The sequence below is a fragment of the Streptomyces sp. NPDC047869 genome, assembly GCF_040704065.1.
GTDB lineage: Bacteria > Actinomycetota > Actinomycetes > Streptomycetales > Streptomycetaceae > Streptomyces.
This window is the reverse complement of sequence record NZ_JBEYRK010000009.1, coordinates 162,777-188,723: the sequence shown is the minus strand read 5'-3', so window position 1 is coordinate 188,723 and position 25,947 is coordinate 162,777. Positions and strand designations below refer to the sequence as shown.

At 72.6% G+C, this 25,947-nt stretch carries 22 protein-coding genes; 10 read left to right on the top strand and 12 right to left on the bottom strand.

From position 1 onward, the window contains the following. Positions 1-60: 60 nt before the first annotated feature. The 7 genes from AB0924_RS14850 to AB0924_RS14820 form a co-directional block, all read right to left on the bottom strand. Positions 61-1,458, bottom strand: coding sequence for a nucleobase:cation symporter-2 family protein (locus AB0924_RS14850; RefSeq protein WP_366911581.1), 1,398 nt, complete (start codon positions 1,456-1,458; stop codon positions 61-63). 257 nt (positions 1,459-1,715) lie between these two features. Further along, complete coding sequence (locus AB0924_RS14845) at positions 1,716-3,095, bottom strand: 8-oxoguanine deaminase (protein WP_366911580.1); 1,380 nt, start codon at positions 3,093-3,095, stop codon at positions 1,716-1,718. A 124-nt stretch (positions 3,096-3,219) separates the two neighbouring features. Beyond that, entirely contained in the window at positions 3,220-4,143 is a 924-nt protein-coding gene (pucL, locus tag AB0924_RS14840; RefSeq protein WP_358936159.1) for a factor-independent urate hydroxylase, read from the bottom strand. Positions 4,144-4,146: 3 nt separating this feature from the next. Further along, entirely contained in the window at positions 4,147-4,542 is a 396-nt protein-coding gene (gene uraH, locus AB0924_RS14835; protein WP_358936161.1) for a hydroxyisourate hydrolase, read from the bottom strand. Between the two features lie 4 nt (positions 4,543-4,546). Further along, positions 4,547-5,059 (bottom strand): 2-oxo-4-hydroxy-4-carboxy-5-ureidoimidazoline decarboxylase, encoded by a 513-nt coding sequence (gene uraD / locus AB0924_RS14830; protein ID WP_358936163.1) that lies wholly within the window; start codon positions 5,057-5,059, stop codon positions 4,547-4,549. A gap of 118 nt (positions 5,060-5,177) precedes the next feature. Next, a complete protein-coding gene (locus AB0924_RS14825; protein ID WP_358936165.1) occupies positions 5,178-5,546 on the bottom strand; it encodes a helix-turn-helix domain-containing protein in 369 nt (122 codons plus the stop codon). After that, positions 5,543-5,794, bottom strand: coding sequence for a hypothetical protein (locus tag AB0924_RS14820; protein WP_366911579.1), 252 nt, complete (start codon positions 5,792-5,794; stop codon positions 5,543-5,545). Before AB0924_RS14820 ends, AB0924_RS14825 begins: the two co-directional genes overlap by 4 nt. Before the next feature lie 155 nt (positions 5,795-5,949). Here AB0924_RS14820 and AB0924_RS14815 point away from each other — a divergent pair, with 155 nt between their 5' ends. The 5 genes from AB0924_RS14815 to AB0924_RS14795 all read left to right on the top strand — a co-directional run bounded on the left by AB0924_RS14815 (position 5,950) and on the right by AB0924_RS14795 (position 10,839). Then, positions 5,950-6,771 (top strand): TIM barrel protein, encoded by an 822-nt coding sequence (locus AB0924_RS14815; protein WP_366911578.1) that lies wholly within the window; start codon positions 5,950-5,952, stop codon positions 6,769-6,771. Between the two features lie 25 nt (positions 6,772-6,796). Further along, the gene (locus AB0924_RS14810; protein ID WP_366911577.1) at positions 6,797-7,687 is read left to right on the top strand and encodes a 2-hydroxy-3-oxopropionate reductase; all 891 of its coding nucleotides are present in this window, start codon (positions 6,797-6,799) and stop codon (positions 7,685-7,687) included. A gap of 174 nt (positions 7,688-7,861) precedes the next feature. Further along, the gene (locus tag AB0924_RS14805) at positions 7,862-9,319 is read left to right on the top strand and encodes a catalase (protein ID WP_366911576.1); all 1,458 of its coding nucleotides are present in this window, start codon (positions 7,862-7,864) and stop codon (positions 9,317-9,319) included. A 422-nt stretch (positions 9,320-9,741) separates the two neighbouring features. Continuing rightward, a complete protein-coding gene (locus AB0924_RS14800; protein ID WP_358936175.1) occupies positions 9,742-9,975 on the top strand; it encodes a hypothetical protein in 234 nt (77 codons plus the stop codon). A 159-nt stretch (positions 9,976-10,134) separates the two neighbouring features. Then, entirely contained in the window at positions 10,135-10,839 is a 705-nt protein-coding gene (locus tag AB0924_RS14795; protein WP_366911575.1) for a TIGR04222 domain-containing membrane protein, read from the top strand. Between the two features lie 75 nt (positions 10,840-10,914). Here AB0924_RS14795 and gcl read toward each other — a convergent pair whose 3' ends face one another. Then, on the bottom strand, positions 10,915-12,702 hold the full coding sequence (gene gcl / locus AB0924_RS14790) for a glyoxylate carboligase (protein WP_366911574.1): 1,788 nt from the start codon (positions 12,700-12,702) through the stop codon (positions 10,915-10,917). 279 nt (positions 12,703-12,981) lie between these two features. On the opposite strand from gcl, the gene AB0924_RS14785 reads away from it, so the two are divergent. Beyond that, positions 12,982-13,647 carry a hypothetical protein gene (locus tag AB0924_RS14785; RefSeq protein WP_366911573.1) on the top strand — a complete coding sequence of 222 codons (666 nt, stop codon included), beginning with the start codon at positions 12,982-12,984 and terminating at the stop codon, positions 13,645-13,647. 19 nt (positions 13,648-13,666) lie between these two features. Here AB0924_RS14785 and AB0924_RS14780 read toward each other — a convergent pair whose 3' ends face one another. Together AB0924_RS14780 and AB0924_RS14775 are read right to left on the bottom strand one after the other, a co-directional pair. Next, positions 13,667-15,277, bottom strand: coding sequence for an AMP-binding protein (locus AB0924_RS14780; RefSeq protein WP_366911572.1), 1,611 nt, complete (start codon positions 15,275-15,277; stop codon positions 13,667-13,669). Beyond that, a complete protein-coding gene (locus AB0924_RS14775) occupies positions 15,274-16,947 on the bottom strand; it encodes an AMP-binding protein (protein WP_366911571.1) in 1,674 nt (557 codons plus the stop codon). Before AB0924_RS14775 ends, AB0924_RS14780 begins: the two co-directional genes overlap by 4 nt. Positions 16,948-17,074: 127 nt before the next feature. On the opposite strand from AB0924_RS14775, the gene AB0924_RS14770 reads away from it, so the two are divergent. The 3 genes from AB0924_RS14770 (at position 17,075) to AB0924_RS14760 (ending at position 21,935) form a co-directional block, all read left to right on the top strand. Next, positions 17,075-17,911, top strand: a complete 837-nt coding sequence (locus AB0924_RS14770; protein ID WP_358936187.1) for a helix-turn-helix transcriptional regulator — start codon at positions 17,075-17,077, stop codon at positions 17,909-17,911. A gap of 168 nt (positions 17,912-18,079) precedes the next feature. Next, a complete protein-coding gene (locus AB0924_RS14765; RefSeq protein ID WP_366911570.1) occupies positions 18,080-20,905 on the top strand; it encodes an AAA family ATPase in 2,826 nt (941 codons plus the stop codon). 238 nt (positions 20,906-21,143) lie between these two features. Then, complete coding sequence (locus tag AB0924_RS14760) at positions 21,144-21,935, top strand: serine protease (protein WP_358936191.1); 792 nt, start codon at positions 21,144-21,146, stop codon at positions 21,933-21,935. Positions 21,936-22,065: 130 nt separating this feature from the next. On the opposite strand, the gene AB0924_RS14755 is transcribed toward AB0924_RS14760, so the two are convergent. Then, complete coding sequence (locus AB0924_RS14755) at positions 22,066-23,175, bottom strand: winged helix DNA-binding domain-containing protein (protein WP_366911569.1); 1,110 nt, start codon at positions 23,173-23,175, stop codon at positions 22,066-22,068. A gap of 129 nt (positions 23,176-23,304) precedes the next feature. On the opposite strand from AB0924_RS14755, the gene AB0924_RS14750 reads away from it, so the two are divergent. Next, positions 23,305-24,363, top strand: a complete 1,059-nt coding sequence (locus tag AB0924_RS14750; RefSeq protein ID WP_366911568.1) for a PPK2 family polyphosphate kinase — start codon at positions 23,305-23,307, stop codon at positions 24,361-24,363. Positions 24,364-24,541: 178 nt separating this feature from the next. Here AB0924_RS14750 and AB0924_RS14745 read toward each other — a convergent pair whose 3' ends face one another. Then, positions 24,542-25,885 (bottom strand): diacylglycerol kinase family protein, encoded by a 1,344-nt coding sequence (locus tag AB0924_RS14745; protein WP_366911567.1) that lies wholly within the window; start codon positions 25,883-25,885, stop codon positions 24,542-24,544. Between the last annotated feature and the right edge of the window lie 62 nt (positions 25,886-25,947).

Below are 25,947 nucleotides of genomic sequence, written 5' to 3'. Positions count from 1 at the left end.
ACCCGCGGGGAGGCGGGGCAGGACCGTGCCCCGCCCCGCCTCCCGCCGCCCGCGTCCGCTTCAGCGCGCGGGAGCCAGTTCCTCACCCGATTCCATCGGATGGGTGACGTCGGCGGCCTCGCGGCTTCGGCCGAGGTGGTTGAAGACGAGGTTGAGGAGGACCGCGGTGACACAGCCGGTGGAGATGCCGGAATCGAGGACGATCTTCGCGGTGTCCGGGAAGGCGTGGTAGAAGTCCGGCGCAGTGATCGGGATGATGCCGACGGCGAGGGACACGGCCACGATCAGGACGTTGTTGTCCCGCTCCAGACCGGCCCGGACCAGGGTCTGGATGCCGCTGGCGGCGACCGAGCCGAACAGCACCACGCCGGCGCCGCCGAGGACCGGGCGGGGTACGACGGCGATGAGCGAGGCGGCCATCGGGCACAGGCCCATCAGGACCAGGAAGCCTCCGCCGACGGCGACCACGAAGCGGCTGCGGATCCGCGTCATGGCGACCAGCCCGATGTTCTGCGCGAAGGCGCTGCACATGAAGCCGTTGAAGACCGGGCTGAGGGCCGAGCCGAGGGTGTCGGCGCGCAGGCCGGCCGCGATGGTCCGCTCGTCCGCGGGGCGTTCGACGATCTCGCCCAGGGCCAGCATGTCCGCCGTCGACTCGGTCATCGACACCACCATCACCACGCACATCGACAGGATCGCGGCGACGTGGAACTGCGGGGCGCCGAAGTGGAACGGCGTCGGGAAACCCACCACGGCGGCCTTCGTCACGGGGGCGAAGTCGGTGACGCCGAACGGTATCGCGATCAGGGTGCCCGCGATCAGGCCGAGCAGGACCGCGATCTGCTTGACGAAGCCGCGGGTGAAGCGGCGCAGCAGCAGCACGAGCAGCAGGGTGACGCCGGCCAGGGTGAGGTTGGTGGCCGAACCGTAGTCGTGGGCGGCCGGGTTCGGCCCCTGCGCCCAGTTGAAGGCGACCGGCAGCAGGGAGACGCCGATGAGGGTGATGACCGTACCGGTGACGACCGGCGGGAAGTAGCGGACCGCCTTGCAGAAGACGGGGGCCGCGAGGAAGCCGAGGAGTCCGGCGACGATGACCGCGCCGAAGATCATCGGCAGGGCGTCGGACTTGTCCTTGGCGGAGGCGACGATCGCCGTCATGGGGGCGACCCCGGCGAAGGTGACTCCGTTGACGAAGGGCAGCCGGGCGCCGATCTTCCAGATGCCGAGGGTCTGCAGGAAGGTCGCGAGGCCCGCGGTGAACAGGCACGCTCCGGTGAGGAAGGTGAGTTCGTTGCCGGACAGGCCTACGGCCGCGCCGACGATCAGGGGCGGGGCGACGACTCCCGCGTACATGGCGGCCACGTGCTGCAGGCCGCTGGTCGCCATCTTCAGGGCGGGGAGTTTCTCGTCCACGGGGTGGACGGACTGCTCGTCGGCGTCGACGGGGTGGGCGGTCACGGCGGCTCCTCCGGTCGGTGGTTCACGTCGGCTCTGACGCGGTTTCAGGGAGGTGGTGCACGGGCATGGGGGCACCTCCCGCTCGAGCGAGGTCGAGAGTGGGGGAGGGACCGGTGGGCCGCTCGGGGCCCGGGAACGGAGACCGTTCCGGGGCGCGCGCCTTCACGCGCGCCCCGGATCCGGCCGCTGCGGACCCCGCTGGGGTCCACCGCTGCCGGCCGGGAGCCGTCCCTCCCGGCCGGAGTCGTGGTGCCGGCTCAGTCCTGGGCGGCGATGCGCGCCAGACGCCGGGCCTCGTCCCGCGTGGAGCGGGCGATGGCGTCCTCGTCGACGGTCAGCAGGCGGCCGTCCTCGACGATCTGCCGGCCGTTGACGAAGGAGGCGGTGACCGGGGCCGCCGCGCCGAAGACCAGGGCGGTCACCGGGTCGGCGATGGAGGCGTGGGCGAGGGTGTCCAGCTTCCACAGCACCAGGTCGGCCAGCTTGCCCGCCTCCAGCGAGCCGGTCTCGGCGGCCCGGCCGAGCACCGAGGCGCCGCCGTGGGTGCCGAGCCGCAGCGCCTGCCGGGCGTTCAGCGCGGCCTCCTTGTGCGCGCCGAGGCGGTTGATCAGCAGCGCGTTGCGCAGCTCGGTGTGGAGTTCGCCGGACTCGTTGGAGGCGGTGCCGTCCACACCGAGGCCGACCGGGACACCGGCCGCGAGCATGTCCGGGACCCGGGCGATGCCCGCGGCCAGCCGGGCGTTGGAGGAGGGACAGTGGGCGACACCGGTCCTGGTGCGGGCGAAGGCGGCGATGTCGGAGTCGTTCATGTGGACGCAGTGCGCCATCCACACGTCCTCGCCCAGCCAGCCGGTGGACTCGAAGTAGTCGGTCGGGCCCATGCCGAACAGCTCGTGGCAGAACTTCTCCTCCTCCACGGTCTCCGAGCCGTGGGTGTGCAGCCGCACCCCGAGGCTCCGCGCCAGCTCGGCGCCCTGCCTGAGCAGTTCGGTGGAGACGGAGAAGGGCGAGCAGGGGGCGACGGCGACCTGGGTCATGGCGTCGAAGGAGCAGTCGTGGTGCTCCTTGACGGTGGCCTCGGTGGCCGCGAGGGCTCCGTCGAGGGTCTCGACGGCGAAGTCCGGGGGCAGGCCGCCGTCCTTCTCGCTGCGGTCCATGGAGCCGCGGGCGAGGGTGAAGCGGACACCCGTCTCCCGGGCGGCCCGGATGATCGCGCCGGACAGGTCGCCGGAGCCGCGCGGGTACACGTAGTGGTGGTCCATGGCCGTGGTGACGCCGCCACGGGCCATCATCGCCAGCGATCCCCGGGCCGCCGCGTACACCATCGGCTCGTCGATGCGCGCCCAGGTCGGGTACAGCGCGACGAGCCAGTTGAAGAGGTTGTGGTCGGTGGCCAGGCCCCGGGTGATCCACTGGTAGAAGTGGTGGTGGGTGTTGACCAGCCCGGGGGTGACGAGGTGCCCGGTGGCGTCGATACGGCGTACGACGTTCTCCAGGCCCTCGGGGGCCTTGCCCGCGCCGACCGCCTCGATGCGGTTGCCGGCGATGACCAGGTACCCGGAGGCGTACTCGGTGTCGTCGCCGTCGACGGTCGCGATCGAACAGTTCTCGATGACGATGCGCTGGGCTGCTGCCATGATTCGTCCTTTTCGCTCAGCGGACTGAAATGGGTGGGCACGGCAGGACCCTGGAGGATTTGAGTGCCGTGACCGGGGACATGGGTTCCGTTCCCCGGTCACGGGTGCCGAGAGGGTGAGACGGCTAGAGGTTGGTGAGGTCCACCGGGATGCGCGGCTCGCAGCCGTCCCGCAGGACGGTCGCCTCGATCAGGCCGTAGGGCCGGTCGGCGGCGAAGTAGACCTCGTTGTCGTTCTTCAGCCCGAAGGGCTCGAGGTCCACGAGGAAGTGGTGGCTGTTGGGCAACGAGAAACGGACCTCGTCCACCTCGGCGCGGTTCTCGATGATGCGCGAGCCCATCTGGTACAGCGTCTGCTGCAGCGAGAGGGAGTACGTCTCGGCGAAGGCCTGGAGCATGTGCTTGCGCACCTGCTCGTAGGACTTCTCCCAGTTGGGCATCCGCTGCTCGTCGTCGGTCCAGTTGAAGCGCCAGCGGCCGGACACCGAGGTGGCCAGGATGCGGTCGTGCGCTTCCTTCAGGGTGGTGTACTTGTCCTTGACGTAACCCCAGAACTCGGAGTTGGTCGAGTTCATCACCGTCAGGTCCTTCAGGCCCGAGACGACCTCCCACGACGAGCCGTCATAGGTGATCTGGGCCAGCCGGGTCTCCTGGCCCTTGCGCACGAACGAGTGCTTGACCTCGTCCGCGCCGATGAACTTCGAGTTGGCGTCGGAGGTCTCGATCCGCTCCCAGGCGTACTCCTCGACGCGGATGCGGGCGCGGTGGATGGCCGGCTGCGAGGTGACGAAGTGGCGGGCGAGGTGGATGCCGAACTGCTCGGCGGACTCGATGCCGTGCTCCTTGGCGAACGCGAACACCGTGTTCTTGGTGGTGTCGGTCGGCAGGACGTTGGCGTTGGAGCCGGAGTAGTGGACCTCCTCCATGTCGCCGCTCAGGGCGACGGAGACGTTCAGGTCCTTGATGTGGTGGGTGGCGCCGTCCCGCGTGATCTTGACGACCCGGTTCTCGGCCTTGCCGTACTGGTTCTGTCCCAGGATGGTGGGCATGAGCTAGCTCCCTCGGTAAACGGAGTAGCCGAACGGGTTGAGCAGCAGCGGTACGTGGTAGTGCTCGCCCGGCACGACGGCGAACGTGATCGCCACCTCCGGGAAGAACACCGCGGGCCCGCTGTCCCGATTCGCGGGGGCGTCCTGCTGCGCATCGGCTTGCTTCTTCTCGAAGTACGGCTCCACGGCGAAGTCGAGCCGTACGTGGGTGGTGCCCTCCGGCAGCGCCGGCAGGTCCTTGCACCGGCCGTCGGCGTCGGTCGCGGAGCCGCCGAGCGACTGCCAGTCCGCGTCCCGGCCAGGACGGGCGGCGAGGTGGACGGCGACGCCCTCGGCGGGGCGGCCGGCGGAGGTGTCCAGGATGTGCGTGGACACGGAGGCGGTGGTGCTGGTGCTCATGGTGTCAGGCGTCCTCTTCGACGAGTCGGGCCAGCCGGATGCGGTTGATCTTCCCCAGCTCGGTGCGGACGATCTCCCTCTCCCGCTCGGGGGGGTTGCCGAGCCGTTCCCGGGCCGCGTCCCGCATCTGCTCCCCGCTGCGGCCGGTGGCGCAGATGAGGAAGACATGGCCGAACCTCTCCTGGTAGGCCAGGTTGAGTTCGAGCATCTCGGCCTTGAGTTCCGCGGCGGCGCCGGCCATGCCGCGCTGCTCCCGCGCGGAGGTCGGATCGCCCGGCGCGGGGCGTCCGATCGGCGGGTGCCCGGCCATCGCCTCGGCCAGGTCCGCGGCGCTCAGCCCGGCCGTCGCGGCGTCACTGGCCGCGTGGAGGTCCGCCACGGTGGCGTACGGCCGGCCGGCCAGCAGCCGCCGGGCCCACTCGGTGGAGGCGCACGCCTCGTGGAGGGCGGCGAGGGCCGCCTGCTCCTCCAGGACGTTGAACCGGGCCAGGCCCGGGGGCGTGGAAGTCGTAGTCACGGGAGCCTCCGTGGCCGGAAACGGCCTTCGAGCGGAACGGGCTGCCCAGTAGCTAACGCCCTCCGAAACACGGCGTCAACACTTTGTTGAAAATTCCGGGTTACGAGCCGGGCGGCCCTCAGCCCTCCTTCTCGCGGTTGAGGTAGTTGTAGACGGTGAAGCGGCTCACGCCGAGCGCGCCCGCCACGGTCTCCACGCCGTGCCGGACGGAGAAGGCGCCGCGCGCCTCCAGTACGCGCACGACCTCCTGCTTGGCCTTGCGGTCGAGGTCGGCCAGGGGCACGCCCCTGCGGCGCTCCATGGCGGCGAGGATGTGGTCCAGGGAGTCGGCGAGCTGAGGCAGGCGCACGGCGACCACGCCGGCACCCTCCCAGGAGAGCACGACGTCGTCGGGGCCGGCCTCGTCGGGCGGGAGCAGCTCCCCGCCCATGGCGTCGACCAGCGGCTTCACGGCCGCGATGAAGGACTCGTCCCCGGCGCCGGTCACTTCGCGTCCTCCCCGACCACGTTGACCTGCAGCGAGATCCGGGTGGCGCCGGCCTGGAGGGACTTGCGCAGCAGCGCGTCCACGGCCGTCAGCACGCTGTCCGCACCACCCTCGGCCGTGTTGCCGAAGGGGCCGACGTCCACTGCGTCCAGCTCGGCCGCCTCGATGACCGCGCGGGCCGCCAGGGCGTGCGCCGGGGCCTCCTCGAGGTCGAAGGGTTCGGTCGTGAACTCCACTCTCAATCGCACGCGCACAACCTAACCCGCGGCCACGACTCCTGGGCAGGCCCGGCCGGGGACCGGCGTACGACCCCCTTGACAAGCCACGAGACCCACAGGCAGTCTTCCGTTAGGCAGAAATCAACTTCCACATTATGGAATTACAGGAAGGGAGCGCCGCCCCCGTGGGATTCGCAGACCAGCGCTTCAACGTCAACCTGTCGATCCTCTTCACGGAACTCCCGCTCCTGGAGCGCCCCGCGGCCGCCGCCGCGGCGGGCTTCACGGCGGTCGAGCTGTGGTGGCCCTGGGTCGACTCCCCCACCCCGCAACCGTCCGAACTCGAAGCGCTGAAGCGGGCGATCGAGGACGCGGGCGTCCGGCTCACGGGGCTGAACTTCTACGCCGGGCGGCTGCCGGGCCCGGACCGCGGGGCCCTGTCGGTGCCCGGCGCGGAGTCGGAGCGGTTCCGCGCCAACATCGACGTGGCCGCCGGTTTCGCCGCGTCCCTGGGCTGCACGGCGCTCAACGCCCTGTACGGCAACCGCGTCGAGGGCGTGGACCCGGCCGAACAGGACGCGCTCGCCCTGGAGAACCTCGTCCTCGCGGCCCGGGCGGCCGACCGGATCGGCGCGGTACTGCTGATCGAGGCGTTGAACAAGCCCGAGTCGCCGCTGTATCCGCTGGTGTCGGCACCAGCCGCCGTGGAGGTCGTCGACCGGGTGAACGAGGCGACCGGGCTCGGCAACGCCAGGTTCCTCATGGACCTCTACCACCTGGCCATGAACGGCGAGAACCTGCCGGCGGTGATCGAGCGGTACGCCGCCAGGACCGGCCATGTGCAGATCGCCGACAACCCGGGGCGCGGTGCGCCCGGCACCGGCTCGCTGCCCCTCGAAGACCTCCTCGACCGGCTGCGGAAGGCGGGCTACGACGGCTGGGTCGGCCTCGAGTACAAGCCGGGCGACCGCCCGAGCGCCGAGGCCTTCGACTGGCTGCCCCGCTGACCCCCGTACTGAAAGGCACCCTTTCATGAACAACCTTCCCAAGATCGCCTGGATCGGCCTCGGCATCATGGGCTCCCCCATGTCCGAGAACCTGATCAAGGCGGGTTACGACGTCACCGGCTTCACCCTGGAGCGGGAGAAGCTGGACCGACTGGCCGCTGCGGGCGGCTCCGCGGCCGGCTCGATCGCCGAGGCGGTCCGGGACGCCGACGTGGTGATCACGATGGTGCCGGCCTCCCCGCAGGTCGAGGCCATCGCCTACGGCCCCGACGGCATCCTGGCGAACGCCAGGCGCGGCGCGCTGCTGATCGACATGTCCTCGATCACCCCGCAGACCTCCGTCGACCTCGCGAAGGCCGCCGCGGACAAGGGCATCCGTGTCCTCGACGCCCCGGTCTCCGGCGGTGAGGCCGGTGCCGTGGAGGCGGTGCTGTCGATCATGGTCGGCGGTGAGCAGGCCGACTTCGACCGGGCCAGGCCCCTCTTCGAGGCGCTGGGCCGGACCATCGTGCTGTGCGGCCCGCACGGCTCGGGCCAGACCGTGAAGGCCGCCAACCAGCTGATCGTGGCCGTGAACATCCAGGCCTGCGCCGAGGCGGTGGTGTTCCTGGAGAAATCCGGCGTGGATCTGAAGGCCGCCCTGGACGTCCTGAACGGCGGCCTCGCCGGCTCCACCGTGCTGACGCGCAAGAAGGACAACTTCCTCGGCCGCGACTTCGCGCCGGGCTTCCGGATCGACCTGCACCACAAGGACATGGGCATCGTCACCGACGCCGCCCGCAACGTCGGGGCCGCCCTGCCGGTCGGCGCCGTGGTCGCCCAACTGGTCGCGTCACTGCGCGCCCAGGGCGACGGCGGCCTGGACCACTCGGCCCTGCTGCGGGCCGTGGAGCGCCTCTCCGGCGCCCAGGTCTGACCCGGCCCACCCCCGACTTCCGGGCCGCGGCGCCGCCGACACCTGTCCTGTCGCGCCCAGGCGGCACCGCGGCCCGGAACCTGCTTCAACAAACTGTTGACGCCTCGTTCCCCCACTTCTAGGCTCCACGAAGCGGAAACAGGTTTCCGCTGACTCCTGCACGGAAGGTCCACGATGTCGAAGCGCGTGCTCACGACCGAGTCCGGCGCCCCGGTCGCCGACAACCAGAACTCCGCCTCCGCCGGCGCGGGCGGCCCCCTGCTGCTCCAGGACCAGCACATCCTGGAGAAGCTCGCGCGCTTCAACCGCGAGCGGATCCCGGAGCGCGTGGTGCACGCCCGTGGCTCCGGCGCGTACGGCCACTTCGAGGTGACGGACGACGTCACCGGTTTCACCCACGCCGACTTCCTGAGCGAGACCGGCCGGCGCACGGAGGTGTTCGTCCGGTTCTCCACGGTCGCCGACTCCCTCGGCGGCGCCGACGCCGTCCGCGATCCGCGCGGCTTCGCCGTGAAGTTCTACACCGCCGAGGGCAACTACGACCTCGTCGGCAACAACACCCCGGTGTTCTTCATCAAGGACCCGATCAAGTTCCCGGACTTCATCCACTCGCAGAAGCGGGACCCGTTCACCGGCCGGCAGGAACCCGACAACGTCTGGGACTTCTGGGCCCACTCCCCCGAGGCCACGCACCAGGTGACCTGGCTGATGGGCGACCGCGGCATCCCGGCGTCGTACCGGCACATGAACGGCTACGGCTCGCACACCTACCAGTGGACGAACGCCGAGGGCGAGGCCTTCTTCGTCAAGTACCACTTCAAGACGAACCAGGGCGTCCGCTCGCTGAGCGGCGAGCAGGCCGCCGAGATCGCGGGCAAGGACCCCAGCTCCCACCAGACGGACCTGCTGCAGGCGATCGAGCGGGGCGTGCACCCGTCCTGGACCCTGTACGTCCAGATCATGCCGGCGGCCGAGGCGGCGGACTACCGCTTCAACCCGTTCGACCTGACGAAGGTGTGGCCGCACGCCGACTACCCGCTGCGGCGGGTGGGCCGCCTGGTGCTGGACCGCAACCCGGACAACGTCTTCGCCGAGGTGGAGCAGGCCGCTTTCTCCCCGAACAACTTCGTGCCGGGTATCGGCCCGTCGCCCGACAAGATGCTCCAGGGCCGGCTGTTCGCCTACGCCGACGCCCACCGCTACCGCCTGGGCGTCAACCACACCCTGCTCGCGGTCAACGCGCCGAAGGCGACGACCGCGCACAACTACGGCCGCGACGGCCTCATGGCTGCCAACGCCCAGGGCAGGCACGCGAAGAACTACGAGCCGAACTCCTACGACGGCCCGGTGGAGACCGGCCGCCCGCTGTCGGCCCCGCTGGCCGTGTCCGGCCACACCGGCACCCACGAGGCCCCGGCGCACACCAAGGACGACGACTTCTTCCAGGCGGGCGAGCTGTACCGGCTGCTGTCCGAGGAGGAGCGGCAGCGGCTGGTCGCGAACATCGCCGGCGGCCTCTCCCAGGTCTCCCGCGACGACGTGATCGAGAAGAGCCTGGCCCACTTCCACGCCGCCGACCCCGACTACGGCCGGCGCGTGGAGGAGGCGGTCCGCGCCCTGCGCGAGGACTGAGGCCCCGAGGACCGCGTCCGGGACCCGGCGGGGAGGCCGGGACCCGGACGCGCACGACCCGCGACCGAGCGGTCCGGATGAGGGGTGACCTCTCGGTACGGCGGGCAGAGCGAGGACCGCGGCGGCGTGCGAGCCAGTGCGGTGGTGAAGGACGCGGGTCCCCTTCTCGACCAGAGGGAAGGGTTCCCGGCTCCGTCGCGGCCGCCGCGGTCCTCCAGCTACGACCTCCGCGCGGAGGTCCCCCGGTCAGCCGCCCGGCGGCGCGAACGTCCTGTCGCGCCCAGCCTCGCGCCGTCGGACGGCCACCACACGGCGCGAGGAGCGCTCCCTGTCCCAGGGGGCGCTCCTCGCGCTGTCCCGGCTCGCGGCTCCCGGCTCCGGCCCGGGGTGCGTGTCCGGCGCGTCCGCAGGACGCTGAACCCATGGGAAATCCGACGCAGTACCCGCACATCGTGGTCCACGCCCCGGCACTGGACGGCTCCCGGCGGGTCACCGAGGGGGACGTGACCCTGGGGCTCGCCTCCCACCTGGACGACGTGGTGGAGATCCTGCGGCTGGCCGACCTGGACCGGATCGAGGTCGAGGAGAGCGACCTCGTCGAATGGCAGGGCGGCGGGCCGGAGGACTGGCCCGGCCTGACGGAGCCCGAACTGTAGTGACGCCGGGTACGGCGGTGGCCGTACCCGGCCTACGCATACCTCAAATCAACCTCTGAACAAGGGCGTTCAGGCTTCGGCGGCCGTCGCGCCCGGGCACATTACCGTCATGCGGGGCCCGCCGGCACGGGGGCGGCGGGCCCCGTACGGGGGTGCCTCATGGACCGTACGAACCCACCGCCGCTGGACGGTACGCCGCCTGACCCGTGCGCGATCGCCCTGCTGCGGGGCGGCGACCGGGCCGCCGTGACGGTCGCCGTGCTCGCCCTGCATCTGCGCGGCGCGGTCGACGCGGGCCGGCCGGGGACACTGCGCAGGACCGGCACGGGGGACGCCGGGGCCTTCCGCCATCCACTGGAGAAGGCGGTCCGTACCGGCCTCTACCGGCCCGCCGGGCCGCGGGAGTTGCCCGGCCGGGCGGTGGTCCGGCGCGCGCTCGCCAGGATGCGGGCCGAACTCGTGGCCGCCGGACTGCTGCGAGCACTGCCGCCGGGCCGCACCCGCGCCGCCCGCCGGCTCCTGGCCGGGCTGCGCGAGCGCCATCCGCTGCCGGAGGGCCCGGCCGGCCCGGAGGGCCTCGCGGAGCGGGAGGTGCTGCTCGCCGTCGCGCTGCACGGCGAGCGCGCCCTGACCGCGCTGCTGCCGCGTTTCGCCCGCGACTCCGGGCTCACCGGCCGCGGCGCCCTCGCCGACGAGGGCCTGTTCCCGTTCGGCCGGGGCAGCGGCATCCGCGGCATCACGTACCACGGGGACGACAGCGGCCGGGACACGGACCACGGCGGTTCCGGTGGCGGGGCCCACGGCGGCCACCACCACGGCGGCCACGACTTCGGAGGTGGCTGCGGGGGCGGCGGGTTCGACTGAGCGCGGGGGCACGCACCGCACGCCGGAGGGGCGGCCCGTCCCTCCCGGACGGGCCGCCCCTCGCTCGCTCGTGGCTCAGACCTTCAGCGGAGCGATCGCCGTCGGCGCGTGGCCGGGCTCGGTGGCGAGGTCCTCGAACTCGGTGATGTCGCCGATGTCCATGGTCCGGCTCATCGAGATGTTGGTGACCCGCTCCAGGATCGCCTCGACGACGACCGGCACCCGGTACTCGGCGGCCAGCTTCCCTGCCTGCTCGAAGGCAGGGCCGAGCTGGTCCGGCTCGGTCACCCGGATCGCCTTGCAGCCCAGGCCCTCGGCGACCTTGACATGGTCGACGCCGTAGACGCCGATCTCGGGCGTGTTGATGTTCTCGAACTCCAGGTTGACCTGGAAGTCGATGTCGAGACCGAGCTGCGCCTGCCGGATCAGGCCCAGGTAGGCGTTGTTCACCAGGACGTGCACGTAGGGGATCCGGTGCTGGGCGGCGACCGCCAGCTCCTCGATCAGGAACTGGAAGTCGTAGTCGCCGGAGAGGGCGACGACCGGGGAGTCGGGGTCGGCCTTGGCGACGCCGATCGCGGCCGGGATGGTCCAGCCGAGCGGGCCGGCCTGACCGCAGTTGATCCAGTGGCGCGGCCGGTAGACGTGCAGCATCTGGGCGCCGGCGATCTGGGAGAGGCCGATGGTCGTGACGTACCGGGTCTCGGGGCCGAACGCCCGGTTCATCTCCTCGTACACGCGCTGCGGCTTCATCGGCACGTCGTCGAAGTGCGTACGGCGCAGCAGGGTGGCCTTGCGTTCCCGGGTGGAGGCGACCCAGCCGGTGCGGTCGGGCAGCCTGCCCGCCGCCTTCAGCTCCCGGGCGGCCTCGACGAACAGCTCCAGCGCGGCCCTGGCGTCGGAGACGACCCCGTAGTCCGGCGGGAAGATCCGGCCGATCTGGGTGGGCTCGATGTCGACGTGGACGAACTTGCGGCCCCGGCGGTAGGTGTCGAGCTTGTAGCCGGTGTGGCGGTTGGCCCAGCGGTTGCCGATGCCGAGGACGAAGTCCGACTCCAGGAAGGTGGCGTTGCCGTAGCGGTGCGAGGTCTGCACGCCGACCATGCCGGCGTTCAGCTCGTGGTCGTCCGGCAGCGCGCCCCAGCCCATCAGGGTCGGGATGACCGGGGTCCCGGTCAGCTCGGCGAACTCGGTCAGCAGGTCGCAGGCGTCGGCGCCGATGACACCGCCGCCGGCGACGATGACCGGGCGTTCGGCGGCGAGCAGGAAGGACAGCGCCTTGTCGATCTGGGCGCGGGTGGCGACGGGCTTGTGGACCGGCAGCGGCGCGTACGTCTCCGGGTCGAACTCGATCTCCGTCTGCTGCACGTCGATCGGCAGGTCGATCAGGACCGGGCCGGGACGGCCTGAGCGCATCAGGTGGAAGGCCTGCTGGAAGACGCCGGGGACCTGAGCGGCCTCCATGACGGTGACCGCCATCTTCGTCACCGGCCGGGCGATGGAGGCGATGTCGACGGCCTGGAAGTCCTCCTTGTGCATCACGGCGGTGGGCGCCTGGCCCGTGATGCACAGGATCGGGACGGAGTCGCCGATGGCCGAGTACAGGCCGGTGATCATGTCGGTGCCGGCGGGCCCGGAGGTGCCGATGCAGACACCGATGTTGCCGGGGCGGGCGCGGGTGTAGCCCTCGGCCATGTGCGAGGCGCCCTCGACGTGGCGGGCGAGCGTGTGGTGGATGCCGCCGCCCTCCTTCAGCGCCTTGTAGAACGGGTTGATCGCCGCGCCGGGCACACCGAAGGCGTCGCCGACGCCCTCGAGCTTGAGGATTTCGACTGCCGCGCGGGCAGCGGTCATTCGGGCCATCGAGTACTCCTGCTTCGGCTGTCGGATGCGTACTCCCGTCGCGCCCCGCGGTGAGCACTGTCCATAGGGTCGTCGGATCACTCCCGCGAACTTTTTCCGTATTGCGGAAGTTCACTTCTACTATCTGGAAGTAATGTAAGCGGGGTGCCGAACGCCGTCAAGAGAGCCGGGGGCCTCCGCGAGCCGGGCCGGGCGGCGGGGCCAAGAGCCGGACAGGCGGACCGGGATGGAGGACGATGGGGGCGCTGCCCCGACGCGACGCCTGAAGATGGATGGGCCATGCCCGAGAGCGTTCCGCTGCACTGTCCGGCCTGCCGGCGCGAGCACGTCTACACCGCGCCCCCGTACCCCTGCGCCTGCGGCGCCCCCAGCGCCCCGCGGCTGGACGCGGCGGCCGGACCGGCCGTGCTCGTCCACCGGGCCTGGGACGAGGACTGGATCACCGTGCGCTGCACGGCCTGCGGCCGCCGCAACCAGTGGCCGCACCCGGAACTGGGCTGCCCGTGCGGCACGGTGCTGCGCATACCGGTGGCCGGAGCCCCGTCACCGGGTCCCGGCCACCGTGGTCCGGCGCGTTCCGCCGCCGTCGCCTCCACGCGGGACGCGGTCACCGCCGCCGTGCTGTGTCTGCGCAGGCTCGGCCACCGGGACATCCGGCGCGCCGACCAGCGCCCGCCGTCCGGCATCGGCCTGGCCGCGCCCGGTCTCGTCGTGCGGGTCGATCCGGCGGCGCGCCCGGCCTCGTCGCGGGACGTGGAGTGCCTCTGGCTGACGGCCATGACGGAGTCCGCGGACTGCGTCTACTTCTCCGCGGCCGGCTACACCGAGGCGGCCCGGCTCCAGGCGGACGCGCTGGCCGTCCCCCTGTTCGCCCTCGACCACGGGGGGACGGCCACGCCGGTGAACGGCCCCGGCCGGCTCCTCGTCCGGCAGGGCCCCACGTGAACCGCCGGACCTCTCGCCGTCAGGCCCCGTAGGTCTGCCGCAGCTCCACCTTGCGCACCTTGCCCGAGACCGTCATGGGGAAGGTCTCCAGGATCTGCAGCCGGCTGGGGATCTTGTAGTGGGCGAGCCGGTCGCGGCAGAAGGCGCGCAGGTCCTCCAGGGTGAGCGGGTCGGCGGGGTCCAGGGGGATGACGCAGGCCAGGACCTCCTCCCCGTACTTCTCGTGCGGTACGCCGACGACCTGGACGTCCCGGATCCCGGGGTGGGCGTAGAGGAACTCCTCGATCTCGCGCGGGTAGATGTTCTCGCCGCCCCGGATGATCATGTCCTTGATGCGGCCGACGATCTCGACGTACCCGTCCTCACGCATCACCGCCAGATCGCCGGTGTGCATCCAGCGGCCGGCGTCGACGGCCTCGGCGGTCTTCTCGGGCTCGTCCCAGTAGCCGAGCATCACGCTGTAGCCGCGGGTGCACAACTCCCCCGCCGTGCCGCGCGGTTGGGTGACCCCGGAGACCGGGTCGACGACCTTGACCTCCAGGTGCGGCAGGACCCGGCCGACGGTTGCGGTGCGGTGCTCCAGGTCGTCCTCGATGCGGGTCTGCAGCGAGACCGGGGAGGTCTCGGTCATGCCGTAGCAGATGGAGACCTCCGCCATGTGCATCTCGGCGACCACCCGCTTCATCACCTCCACCGGGCAGGGCGAGCCCGCCATGATGCCGGTGCGCAGGGAGGAGAGGTCGTACGCGGCGAAGCCGGGCAGGTTCAGCTCCGCGATGAACATGGTCGGGACGCCGTACAGCGAGGTGCAGCGCTCCCGCTGGACGGCCTCCAGCGTCGCCTCCGGGTCGAAGGACGGCGCCGGGACGACCATGCAGGCGCCGTGGGAGGTGACGGCCAGGTTCCCCATGACCATGCCGAAGCAGTGGTAGAAGGGGACCGGGATGCAGACCCTGTCCTGCTCGGTGTAGGCGACCAGTTCGCCCACGAAATAGCCGTTGTTCAGGATGTTGTGGTGGGAGAGCGTGGCGCCCTTCGGGAAGCCGGTGGTGCCCGAGGTGTACTGGATGTTGATCGGGTCGTCGCAGGACAACTCGGCCTCGCGCGCCCGCAGTTCCTCCTGCGGGACGGCGGAGCCGCGCTGGGCGAACGCCTCCCAGCCCGGATCGCCGATGTAGACGGTCTCCGTCAGCCGCGGGCAGCGGACCCGGACCTCCTCCACCATCGCCCGGTAGTCGCTCGTCCGGTGCCGGACGGTGGCGAACAGCAGGCGGATCCCGGCCTGGTTGAGGACGTACTCGACCTCGTGCGTGCGGTAGGCCGGGTTGATGTTGACCATGACGGCGCCGACGCGCGCGGTGGCGTACTGCACGAGCACCCACTCGGCGCAGTTGACCGCCCAGATGCCGACCCGGTCGCCCTTGGCGACTCCGCTCGCGAGCAGCGCGCACGCCAGCCGGTCCACCTCGGCGGCGAATTCGGCGTAGGTCCAGCGCCGTCCGGAGGGCACGTCGACGAGGGCCTCGCGTTCGGGCCAGGCGGCCACGGCGCGGTCGAGGTTGGCCCCGATGGTGTCGCCGAGCAGGGCGGTGGGGCCGGTTCCGTGGGTGTACGACAGTTCCGAGGTCACCGGAAGTCCTCCTCGCGGTACTCGTGGTCGGAGCCGGCGGCCGTGGCCTCGCGCAGCTCGATGCGGCGGATCTTGCCGGAGACGGTCTTGGGCAGTGCGGCGAACTCCAGCCTGCGCAGGCGCTTGTAGGGGGCCAGCACCTGGCGGGAGTGCTCGAAGAGCACCTTGGCCGTGTCGGGGCCGGGCTGCCAGCCCTCGGCGAGGACGACGTACGCCTTGGGCACGGCGAGCCGCAGTTCGTCGGGGGCGGGCACGACGGCCGCCTCGGCGACGGCCTCGTGCTCCAGCAGCGCGCTCTCCAGCTCGAACGGGCTGATCTTGTAGTCCGAGGCCTTGAAGACGTCGTCGCTGCGGCCGATGTAGGTCAGATACCCCTCCGCGTCGCGGGACGCGACGTCGCCGGTGCGGTAGAAGCCGCCCGCCATCGCCTCCGCCGTGCGGTCGGGGTCGCCGTGGTAGCCGGTCATCAGGCCGACGGGACGCTCGGACAGGTCGAGGGCGATCTCGCCCTCGTCGGCGCCGGGGGCGCCGGAGACCGGGTCGAGCAGTTCCACCCGGTAGCCGGGGCTGGGCCGGCCCATGGAGCCGGTCTTCAGCGTCTGCCCGGGACTGTTGGAGACCTGCACGGCCGTCTCGGTCTGCCCGAAGCCGTCCCGGATCGTGATGCCCCAGGCCCGCCGGACCTGCTCGATGACCTCCGGGTTGAGCGGCTCGCCCGCCGCGACCACCTCGCGCGGCGGGGTGGCGAGCTGGGACAGGTCGGCCTGGATGAGCATCCGCCACACGGTCGGCGGCGCGCAGAAGGTGGTGACCGCGTGCCGGTCCATCTCCGCCATCAGGCGGGCGGGGTCGAAGCGCGTGTAGTTGTGGATGAAGACCGTCGCCTCCGCGTTCCACGGGGCGAACAGGTTGGACCAGGCGTGCTTGGCCCAGCCGGGCGAGGAGATGTTGAGGTGCACGTCGCCGGGCCTGAGGCCGATCCAGTACATGGTCGCCAGGTGCCCGATGGGGTACGAGGTGTGGGTGTGCTCGACCAGCTTGGGGCGGGCGGTCGTCCCGGAGGTGAAGTACAGCATCAGCGGGTCGTCGGCCAGGGTGGGGCCGTCGGGGACGAAGTCGGCGGAGGCGGCGTACGCGTCCTCGAACGGCTCCCAGCCCTCCTCCGGCAGCCCGCCGACCGCGATCCGGGTGTAGGTGCCGGGTACCTCGGCGAACTTGGCGGTGTCCTCGGCCCGCACCAGCACGTGCTTCACCCGGCCGCGCTCCACCCGGTCGCGCAGGTCGGCGGGGCCGAGCAGCGGGGTGGCCGGGATGACCACCGCGCGCAGCTTCATCGCGGCCAGCGCGGTCTCCCACAGCTCGGCCTGGTTGCCCAGCATGACGAGGATGCGGTCCTCGGCGCCGACGCCCCGCGCCCGGAGGTGGGCGGCGACACGGCTGGAGCGCTCGGCCATCTCGGCGAAGGACAGCCTGGTCTCGGTGCCGTCCTCCTCGATGATGTGCAGCGCCGTCCGGTCGTTGCCCTCGGCGATCACGTCGAACCAGTCCAGCGCCCAGTTGAAGTGCTCGGGCCGCGGCCAGGCGAAGCCCTCGTAGGCGCGGGTGTAGTCCTCGCGGTGCTCCAGCAGGAAGTCGCGCGCGGTCCTGAAGACCTCGGTCGCCGTCGTCATCGGTGTCCTCCTAGAATCCGGACCATTGCCGGGCGGCTCTCTGGCATCGTCTAATCCGTGATGCAGGTCTCACTACCCCCGAACGGGGGTGTGGTCCACGGGTGAGCCGCACCGAAGGAGCGATGAGGTGACAGCAGAGGCCGTGGCGACGACGGAGATTCGCGGTGCGCTGGCCCGGCTGCGGCACGCCACGGGGCTCCCGGTCGCCTTCGGCGGGCTGGTGGAGGCCGGCCGGCCGCAGATCCGGATCAGCGAACTGAGCGGTACCCACACCGCCGCCCTCAGGTCCCTCGCGGTGACCTCCGGCAACGGGCTCGGCGGCAGGGCGGTGGCGCTGGCCCGTCCGTGCGCGGTGACGGACTACGCCGGTTCCCGGCAGATCAGTCACGAGTACGACGTGCCGGTGGCCGCCGAGGGCATCCACTCCGTGCTCGCGGTGCCGGTGGTGGTGCGGCGCCGGGTGCGCGGGGTGCTGTACGGCGCGCTGCGCTCGGCCCAGCCGCTCGGCGACCGCACGCTGGGCGCCGCGGTGGCGGCGGCGCGGGACGTGGAGCAGTCGCTGGTGGTGCGGGAGGAGGCGCGGGGGCTGCTCGCGGCGGCCCGGGCCGAGCCCGCCGGAGCGTACCGGAGGGCGGAAACCGGCCAGGAACAGGTGCGCGAGGCGCACGCGGCGCTGCGCGCGCTGGCGCCGCGGATCGCGGACCCGGAACTGCGTGCCGAGCTGCTGGCGGCCTGCGGGCTGCTGGCCGCGCCGCGCCCGGCCGGCGGCGCGAGCCTGGCGCCGCGGGAGCTGGACGTGCTGTCCTGGGTGGCGGCGGGCGCGACCAACGCGGCCGTGGCCGGGCGGCTGGGTCTGCGCCCGGAGACGGTGAAGGGCTATCTGCGCTCGGCGATGCGGAAACTGGGCGCTCACACCCGGGGGGAGGCGGTGACCGCGGCACGCCGGGCGGGGCTCTTGCCCTAGGGACCGGGCGGCCGGTGACGCTCGTAAGGAAACCTGGCCATTGTTGTGACCATGCCGCGAATTTTTTCCTGCGCTTGACCGTTTGTTATTTCCCTCACCACGACTTCCGTCCGAATTTCAAGAATCGTTGCCTAGAATTTGGCCCGGACACGACACAGGAGGGGAGCGGTGACCATGCGACGGGACTTCCAGGAGTCGGTTCGATGCCGCCCCGACCTGGTCATCGGCCGCGAAGAGCTGTTCGGGAGCGCCCGGGACCAGCTCGACTCCGGTGGCAGCGTGCTGCTCCACGGCCCCGCCGGAATAGGTAAATCGACGGTGCTGCGGGCATTGGCCGAGGAATACGGCGCCACCGCGCGCCGGGTCCTGCGCTGCTCGGCGACCGAGTCCGAATCCCACCTTCCGTTCCTGGCCCTCGCCGACCTCCTCGGCCTGGCCCTGGAGGAGGTCGCCCCCCGGTTGCCCGCCGCCCAGCTCACGGCCCTGGAGTCGGCGCTCACCGGCCGCGGCGAGTCCAGCCTCCAGCGCGACGGCCTCGCCCTGCGCCTCGCGGTGCTCTCCGCGCTCCGGGCGCTCGCCGACCGGGGCCCGGTCCTGATCGTCGCCGACGATCTGCAGTGGCTGGATCCGGCCAGTGCCGAACTGCTCGGCTTCGCCGCCCGCCGGCTCGGCGACACCCCTGTGCAGATGCTGTGTGCGGTGCGCACCGAGGACGAGGCCTACGACCGCCATCTGCGCGCCTGCCCGCCGGGCACCCTCTCGGTGCGGCTGGGCCCCCTCTCCCGCACCGAGCTGACCACGCTGCTGAACCACCGCGGCTACGACGGTCTCCCCCGCTCCACCGTCCGGGAGGTGCACCGCACCAGCGGCGGCAACCCGCTGTTCGCCCTGGAGCTGGGCCGCGTCCTGGCCGAGACCCCGGCCCCGCCCAGGCCGGGCGAGCCGCTGCCGGTGCCCACCTCGCTGCGCGCCCTGGTACTCAGCCGCCTCGACCTGCTCTCCGTGGAGGCCCGCCGCACCCTGCTGCTGGCCAGCGCCGGCGCCCGCCCCACCCTGGCCCTGCTGCACGCGGCCGGCCGGGAACACGCCGAGGCCGAGTGCGCCCAGGCCGCCGAGCTCGGCCTGCTGGCCACCGAGACCGACGACCCGGCCGTACGGTTCGCGCACCCGCTGATCTCCGCCGCGCTGTACGCGGAGGCGCCCGCGCAGGAGCGGCGCGCGGTGCACGCGGCGCTGTCGACCGCGGCCTTCGACCCGATCGAACGGGCCCGGCATCTGGCCCTGGCCACCACCGGCACCGACCCGGACGTGGCCGACCGGCTCGCCGAGGCCGCCGCGCTGGCACGGGACCGCGGGGCGCCGTCGGTGGCCGCCTCGCTCGGACTGCTCGCCGCCCGGCACACCCCGGCGGCCGGCGAGCCCGGGCCGGACGAGCGGCGGCTCCGGGCCGCCGAGGACGCCATCACGGCCGGCGAGGCCGACCTGGCCCGGGACATCGCGCGCGAGGTGCTGTCCCGGGCCGTGCTGCCCGCCGAACGGGTACGGGCGTGGATGGTGGTGATCGAGTCGGCCGGGCAGGCGCTCGGCGACGTGGACGCCGTCTTCCCGCAGGCCCTGGCCGACGCCGGGGACGACCCCAGGCTGCTCGCCCTGGTCCGTTACCAGCTCGCCTGGCGCGCCCTGGTCGTCGAGGGCGACTTCACCGAGGCCCGCCAGGAGGCCGCGCACGCCGCCGAGCTGGCCGCGCGGGCCGGTGACCGGCGCACCGAGCTGATGGCGCGTGCCTTCCAGGCGTCCACCGAGACCCTGATGGGCCATCCGGACGCCGCCGCCACGACCGCGCGGGCCCTGGAGGAGCCGCAGGATCCGTACGTCGCCTGCCACCACAACGGCGTCGGCTACGCCCGCTACCGCTGGCTGCTGATGAGCGACCAGCTCACCGAGGCCCGGGCCACCATCACCGCGCTGCTGCGCGAGGTGCGGCGGCGCGGCATGGTCGAGAGCGAGGTGCACTACCTGCGCATGTGCGCCGAGACCGAGCTGCGCGCCGGCCACTGCGGCCGGGCCCTCGACCTGTCCCGGGAGAGTCTGCGGCTGGCCCGGGACGCGGGCATCGGCGAGAGCGCGTCCGCGATGCTGGCCTCGCTCGCCGAGGCGTCCGGCGGCGACACCGAGCGGGCGCTGGAGCTGGCCCGCGAGGCGGTCGGGCACGCCGAGGAGGACGGCGACCAGATGTACCTCTCCCGCGCCCTGGCCGCCCTCGGCTACGCCCAGTTCGTCGCCGGGGAGCCGCGGGCCGCCGTGGAGTCGCTGGGCCGGGTGCGGGAGCTGGAGCTGGGGCTCGGCATCACCGACCCGGCGCGCGGCCGCTGGCACGGCGACCTCGCGGAGGCACTGGTGCTCGCCGGAGAGCACGGCCAGGCGCAGCAGGTCATCGACGGGGCCCGGGAGCACGCCGTCAGGCTGGGCCGGGAGAGTGTCGTCGCCGTCCTGGACCGGGCGGAGGCGCTGGCCCGGGCCGCCCGCGGCGACCACGAGACCGCCATCGCCCAGCTGACGTCCGCTCAGGAGCGGCTCGGCAGGCTCGGCAACGGCCTGGAGGAGGCCCGGGCGGCGTTCGCGCTGGCCCGGCTCCGCGCGCGGCAGGCGGAGGACCCGGCCAAGCGGAGGGCGGCGTACGACGAGGCCGTGCGGCTGTTCCGGCGCTGCCGGGCGCTGCCGTGGCTGCGCCAGGTGGACGAGGCCCTGCGCGCCCCGCAGCCGGAGCCCGCGCCGCCCGCCCGGGACCCGCTGGACGCGCTGGACGGTCTGGCCTCGATGGAGCGTCAGGTCGCCGCGCTCGTCATGGAGGGGGCCACCAACCGGGAGATCGCGTCACGGCTGTTCGTCAGTGTGAAGACGGTCGAGGCCACGCTGACCCGGGTGTACCGGAAGCTTGGGATCCGCTCGCGCGTCGACATCGTCCGATTGGCGGCGGCTCGCCGAGCGCGGTGAGCGAGGCGCTAGTTAACTGAGCCGGACCGAGGGTTTTCCCTCACCCGACCCCCTAGGGGGTTCCCTCATTGGGAGCCGAGGGACCCGGGCCTAGCGTAAAGGGCGTGCCGCTCGCCCGGGCACACGGGGTCGGTCCCTCCCCCAACCGCTCGGTCTCCCCCGGGCAGGGGGTTCCCCTCCCCATGTGCACCACCCCCACGCCCGTGCGAACCCCCCACCGGCCAAACCGAGGAGACGCATGTTCGGCCTCAGACGTGCCAGAAAGACCACCGCCACGCTCATGGCGACGGCCGCCGCCGCGGCCACCGCGCTCATCGCCTCCCCCGCCTCGGCCGACGCTCCTCAGCCCATCGTCGGGGGGACGACCACCACCACGACGGCGTACCCGTTCGTCATGCAGATCACGGACGCGTCCGGCAGCCAGTTCTGCGGCGGCACCCTGGTGGCCGCCAAGAAGGTGGTGACGGCGGCTCACTGCATGGTCGGTGAGACAACCAACAGCGTCCGCGTGGTCGGCGGCCGGACCTATCTCAACGGCACCGACGGCACGGTGAGCAAGGTCAGCAAGATCTGGATCGACCCGGACTACACCGACGCCACCAACGGCGACGACGTGGCCGTGCTGACCCTGTCGACGTCGATGCCGTACACGAAGGCGTCGTACGTCTCCTCCTCCCAGACCAGCGTGTACGCGGCCGGCACCACGGCCCGCATCCTCGGCTGGGGCACCACCTCGGAGAGCGGCAGCTCCTCCAACCAGCTGCGGACCGCGACCGTTCCGGTCGTGTCGGACGCCGGCTGCAGGAGCTCCTACGGTTCGGACTACGTCCAGTCCGACATGGTTTGCGCCGGATACACGTCCGGTGGCGTAGACACCTGCCAGGGCGACAGCGGCGGTCCCCTGTTGATCGGGGGCGTCCTGGCAGGGATCACTTCCTGGGGCGAGGGGTGCGCGGAGGCCGGTTACCCGGGTGTGTACACCCGGCTGACCACCTTCTCGGACCTCGTGACCGCGCAGGTCACCTCATAGCCCCGAGGACCACCCGAGCACCTCTCGGGTAGATGCCGGGGGGCGTTGCGAGCCACCACGAGCGGCCCGCAACGCCCCCCTTTCCAAGTCCCGTCCCCCGGGCACCGGTTGCTCCGGACGGGTGAGGGGCTCAGCGCGGTACGACGGTGCCGAACCGGATGTCGTGGGGCTTCCCGGGGTGCAGCGCGGCCAGCATGCGGGCGCCCTCCTCGGCGACCTCCTCCCGCTGGCCCTTCGTCAGCTCTCCGAACGGCTCGACGACGAGCGTGGTGCCGTCGGGCATCCACACGCCCGCCAGGAAGCCGTCGACCAGGAGGGTGCGGTAGGCCTGGTTGCCGCGCCGGGCGCGGCCCCGGTACTCGGGGGGTACGACACGGCCGCGGTCGGCGTGGGAGAGCAGCAGGTTGTCGTACTCGGGCAGGAAGCGGGGCGGGGCCGGGGTGTCCGGGTCGGGGCGGGACGCGTCGGGCAGGTCGAACAGTTCGACTCCGCCGGCGTCGCGGAAGGTGACCAGCCGCGGGCGCAGCCGCTCGAAGGCGTCCCGGAGCCGGGTGAGTCCGGACCAGGTCTGCATGTCCTTGACGGAGGCGGGACCGAAGGCGGCGAGATAACGCGGGATCACGGTCTCCGCAGCCGGGGCCGGTTCGGCGGGGCGGCCCAGCCAGTGCTCCGCGGTGGTGAGGGCCACCCGGCCGGCCCGGCCCCACAGTCCGCGCGGGGTCACCTGGACCAGGGGCAGGGTGCAGCGGGCGGCGACGGCGAGCGACCCCGGGTCCGCGTCCGGCCACTCGGCGCTCAGCGCCTCGCGCAGCTGGGCCATGGTCCGCGGCTCCGCCTCCACCAGGTCACGGGCGACGGCGGCCAGCCGGCCGAGGTCGACGCCGGCCAGGCCGGTGCGGAAGTGCGTCAGCTCCCGCACCCGGGCGGCCTGGACCAGCGGCCGCAGGGTCAGGCAGTCGTCGGCGGTGTGGGTGTGGATGGTGGAGCGCAGGGTGACGATGCGGACGGCCGCGCGGTCCGCCATGAGCCGGGACAGCCGCTCCGGCGTGAACCCCTCGAGCCGGGCGGCGAGAGCGTAGTACGGGGGCTCGGTGTTCTGCGCCTGCAGGCCCAGGAGGTGCCGTACGGCGTCCTCGGCGGACAGCGGGGAACGGCGCAGCAGGAGCTGCCGGTCCAGGGTGGCGCGGTTGAGGGCGCGGGTGTCCAGGAGCGGAGCCGGGGCCGTGCTGCTCTTCGTCATGGAGGCACGCTAACCGGCCTTGCGGACACCTTCTGTCCGCGGCCGGCGGACCGGATCCAGCGGGCGATCTTGCGCGGGCGAGCCGAGAATGGGCGAGGGCACGTTCCGATCCGGGGAGAGGAGCCGGAGGTGTCCGAAGAGCCGGCCGCACGCATCGCGGAATTGATCGAGCCGCTTCGGGTGGCACCGGGTGCGCGGGTGGACCTGAGCCGGGACTTCGACCCCGGCTACCGGGCGGGCCTGCGCAAACGCGACGCCGAGGAGCTGTTGCGCGCCGGGGTCGCCCTGCTGGCCGAGTACCAGCAGCGGCTGGCCGCCCAGGACACCTACGGCGTCCTGCTGTGCCTCCAGGCGCTCGACGCCGGGGGCAAGGACGGCACGATCCGGCACGTGATGAGCGGCCTCAATCCCCAGGGCGTACGCGTCAGCAGCTTCAAGGTGCCCTCGGACGAGGAACTGGAGCACGACTACCTGTGGCGCTACGCCCGGCGGCTCCCCGAGCGGGGCGAGATCGCCATCTTCAACCGCTCGCACTACGAGGAGGTCCTGGTCGTACGGGTGCACCCGGAGAACCTCGTACGGCAGAAGCTGCCCGGGGAGGCGCGCGGACCGGACGTCTGGGAGCGGCGCTACCGCGAGATCAACGAGTGGGAGCGTCATCTGACCGACAGCGGGTTCAAGGTGGTCAAGCTCCTCCTGAACCTCTCCAAGGAGGAGCAGCGCGCCCGGTTCCTGAAACGGATCGACCTGCCGGAGAAGAACTGGAAGTTCTCCGCGGCCGACGTGCGCGAACGGCGGCACTGGGACGAGTACCAGCGGGCCTTCTCCGCGATGCTCTCGGCCACCAGCACCGCCTGGGCCCCCTGGTACGTCGTTCCGGCGGACCGCAAGTGGTTCGCGCGGATCTGCACGGCGGCCGTCCTCGCGCACACCCTGATGGACATCGACCCCCGCTACCCCGAGGTGAGCGAGGAGGCGCGCAGGGACCTGCTGGCCGCCCGGCGAGAGCTGGAGCGGGAGGCGCCCGCCGGTGCCCCGGCCGATCCGTACGCGGCGCGGCAGGCGCGGGCGGACGGCGGGCGCGGGGCCGGCCCGGAGCGGCGGGACGGCGGCGAGCGCGGAGGATCCGTCGAGGGCGGGAGACAGGGCCAGCCCCGGCAGCGCGGGAAGCGAAGCGGCCGGGGCTGACGGGCCGGGGCACCATCCGCCCGGATCGGTGGCGACGCGATGACGGTGCGGCCGCTCCTGTGGGAGCTGGGCAAGTCGCTGGCCCGCCGGTCCAGGAGCACCGGGTGAGCGGACGCCCGGCGGCCGCGCCCGGCAGCGGGGCCGGTGGTGCGTTCCGCGCCGTGCCGGGTGCGGGCCCTCAGCGGGTGTCGCGGCCGACGGCGACGCGGCCCATGGTCAGGGCCAGCCGGCGGACTTCGCGCCAGTTCATGGCCGGTGCCACGCGGGGCGCGCCGGGGCGGTGGCGCGGCACGCGTACGCGCAGGACGCCCGGCTCGATGCGGCAGCGCACCGGGGTGGGCAGCGTCAGGGCCTCGCCGTCGACGCCGGCCGGGACGGCGGTGGCGTCGGCGTCCACCACGACCTCGGCGGCCGTGAAGCCGGTGAGCCCGCGGCTGCGTCCGCCGAGCAGCAGCAGTTCGGTCGCCTCCGTCGTGCTGTTCACCTCGACGACCAGCACGCCCAGCCGGCCGGAGTCCAGCCGGTCCCGGTGGCCCAGTCCCGCCGCGTCGTCGCCGTGGTAGGGGTTGTTGCTCACCAGGACGGCCTGGGGACCCGTCAGTCTCCGCTCACCGGCGCGCACGACGAGCCGTGGGCCGCTGTGCCGGGTGAGCAGGTCCGGCAGCATCTCCAGGGTGGTACGGGCCTTGTCCTCGCGGTAGGCGGGGCTCTGCACCACGGCCGCGTACACGCCGAACGAGGCGTTGTTGACGAAGACGCGCTCCGTGCCGTCGTCCGCGGGCCCCCGTCCGGAGCTGATACGCCCGAGGTCGACGCGGAGTTCGACGCCGTCGGTCAGCGCCTCCAGGCAGGCCGCGGGGTCCTGCCGGTCGAGGCCCAGGTCCATGGCGAAGTGGTTGCGGGTGCCGGCGCTGATGACGACGAACGGCACGTCGTGTTCGGCGGCCACCCCGGCGACCAGGGCCTGGGTGCCGTCGCCCCCGGCGACGCCGAGCAGATCGGCTCCGCGCCGCACGGCCTGCCGCGCCAGCTCGGCCACGTCCCGCGGTGCGGCCGGGTCCAGTACCTCGACCTCCGCGCCGAGGGCCCGGGCGCGCTCGACGAGGCGGAATTCACCGACCTTGCCGCCGCCGGAGCGCGGGTTCATGATCAGGAAGGGGTGCCGGGCCCGCCGGGCCGCGAGCTCCGGCATGGCCGGCACGTCGTCACCGGCGAGTGCCGCCCGGCCCGCGGAGACGGCCAGCGTCCACAGACCGAGCGAGACCAGCACGACCCACAGCAGCCCGGCGGCGGCGTACAGGGCGAGGACGGCGAGCGGCGCCGCGATCACCAGTACCACGGCCAGCGACCTGGCCCATCCGGTGCGGCTCAGCAGCCACCACACGCCGGCCGCCGTGAGGACGGTCCCGGCGAGGCCCACGGCCACCAGGACGACGCTGCCGAGCCCGGCGAAGGCCGGCAGCACCGCCACCGCCGCCACGCCCGCCACCAGGGCCAGACGCGCGGTCCAGCGCCTGTTCATGCGGCAACCTCCCGTTCCGTCGTCCCAGGCTACGAGCGGGCGCCACGACCGGCATGTCCGCG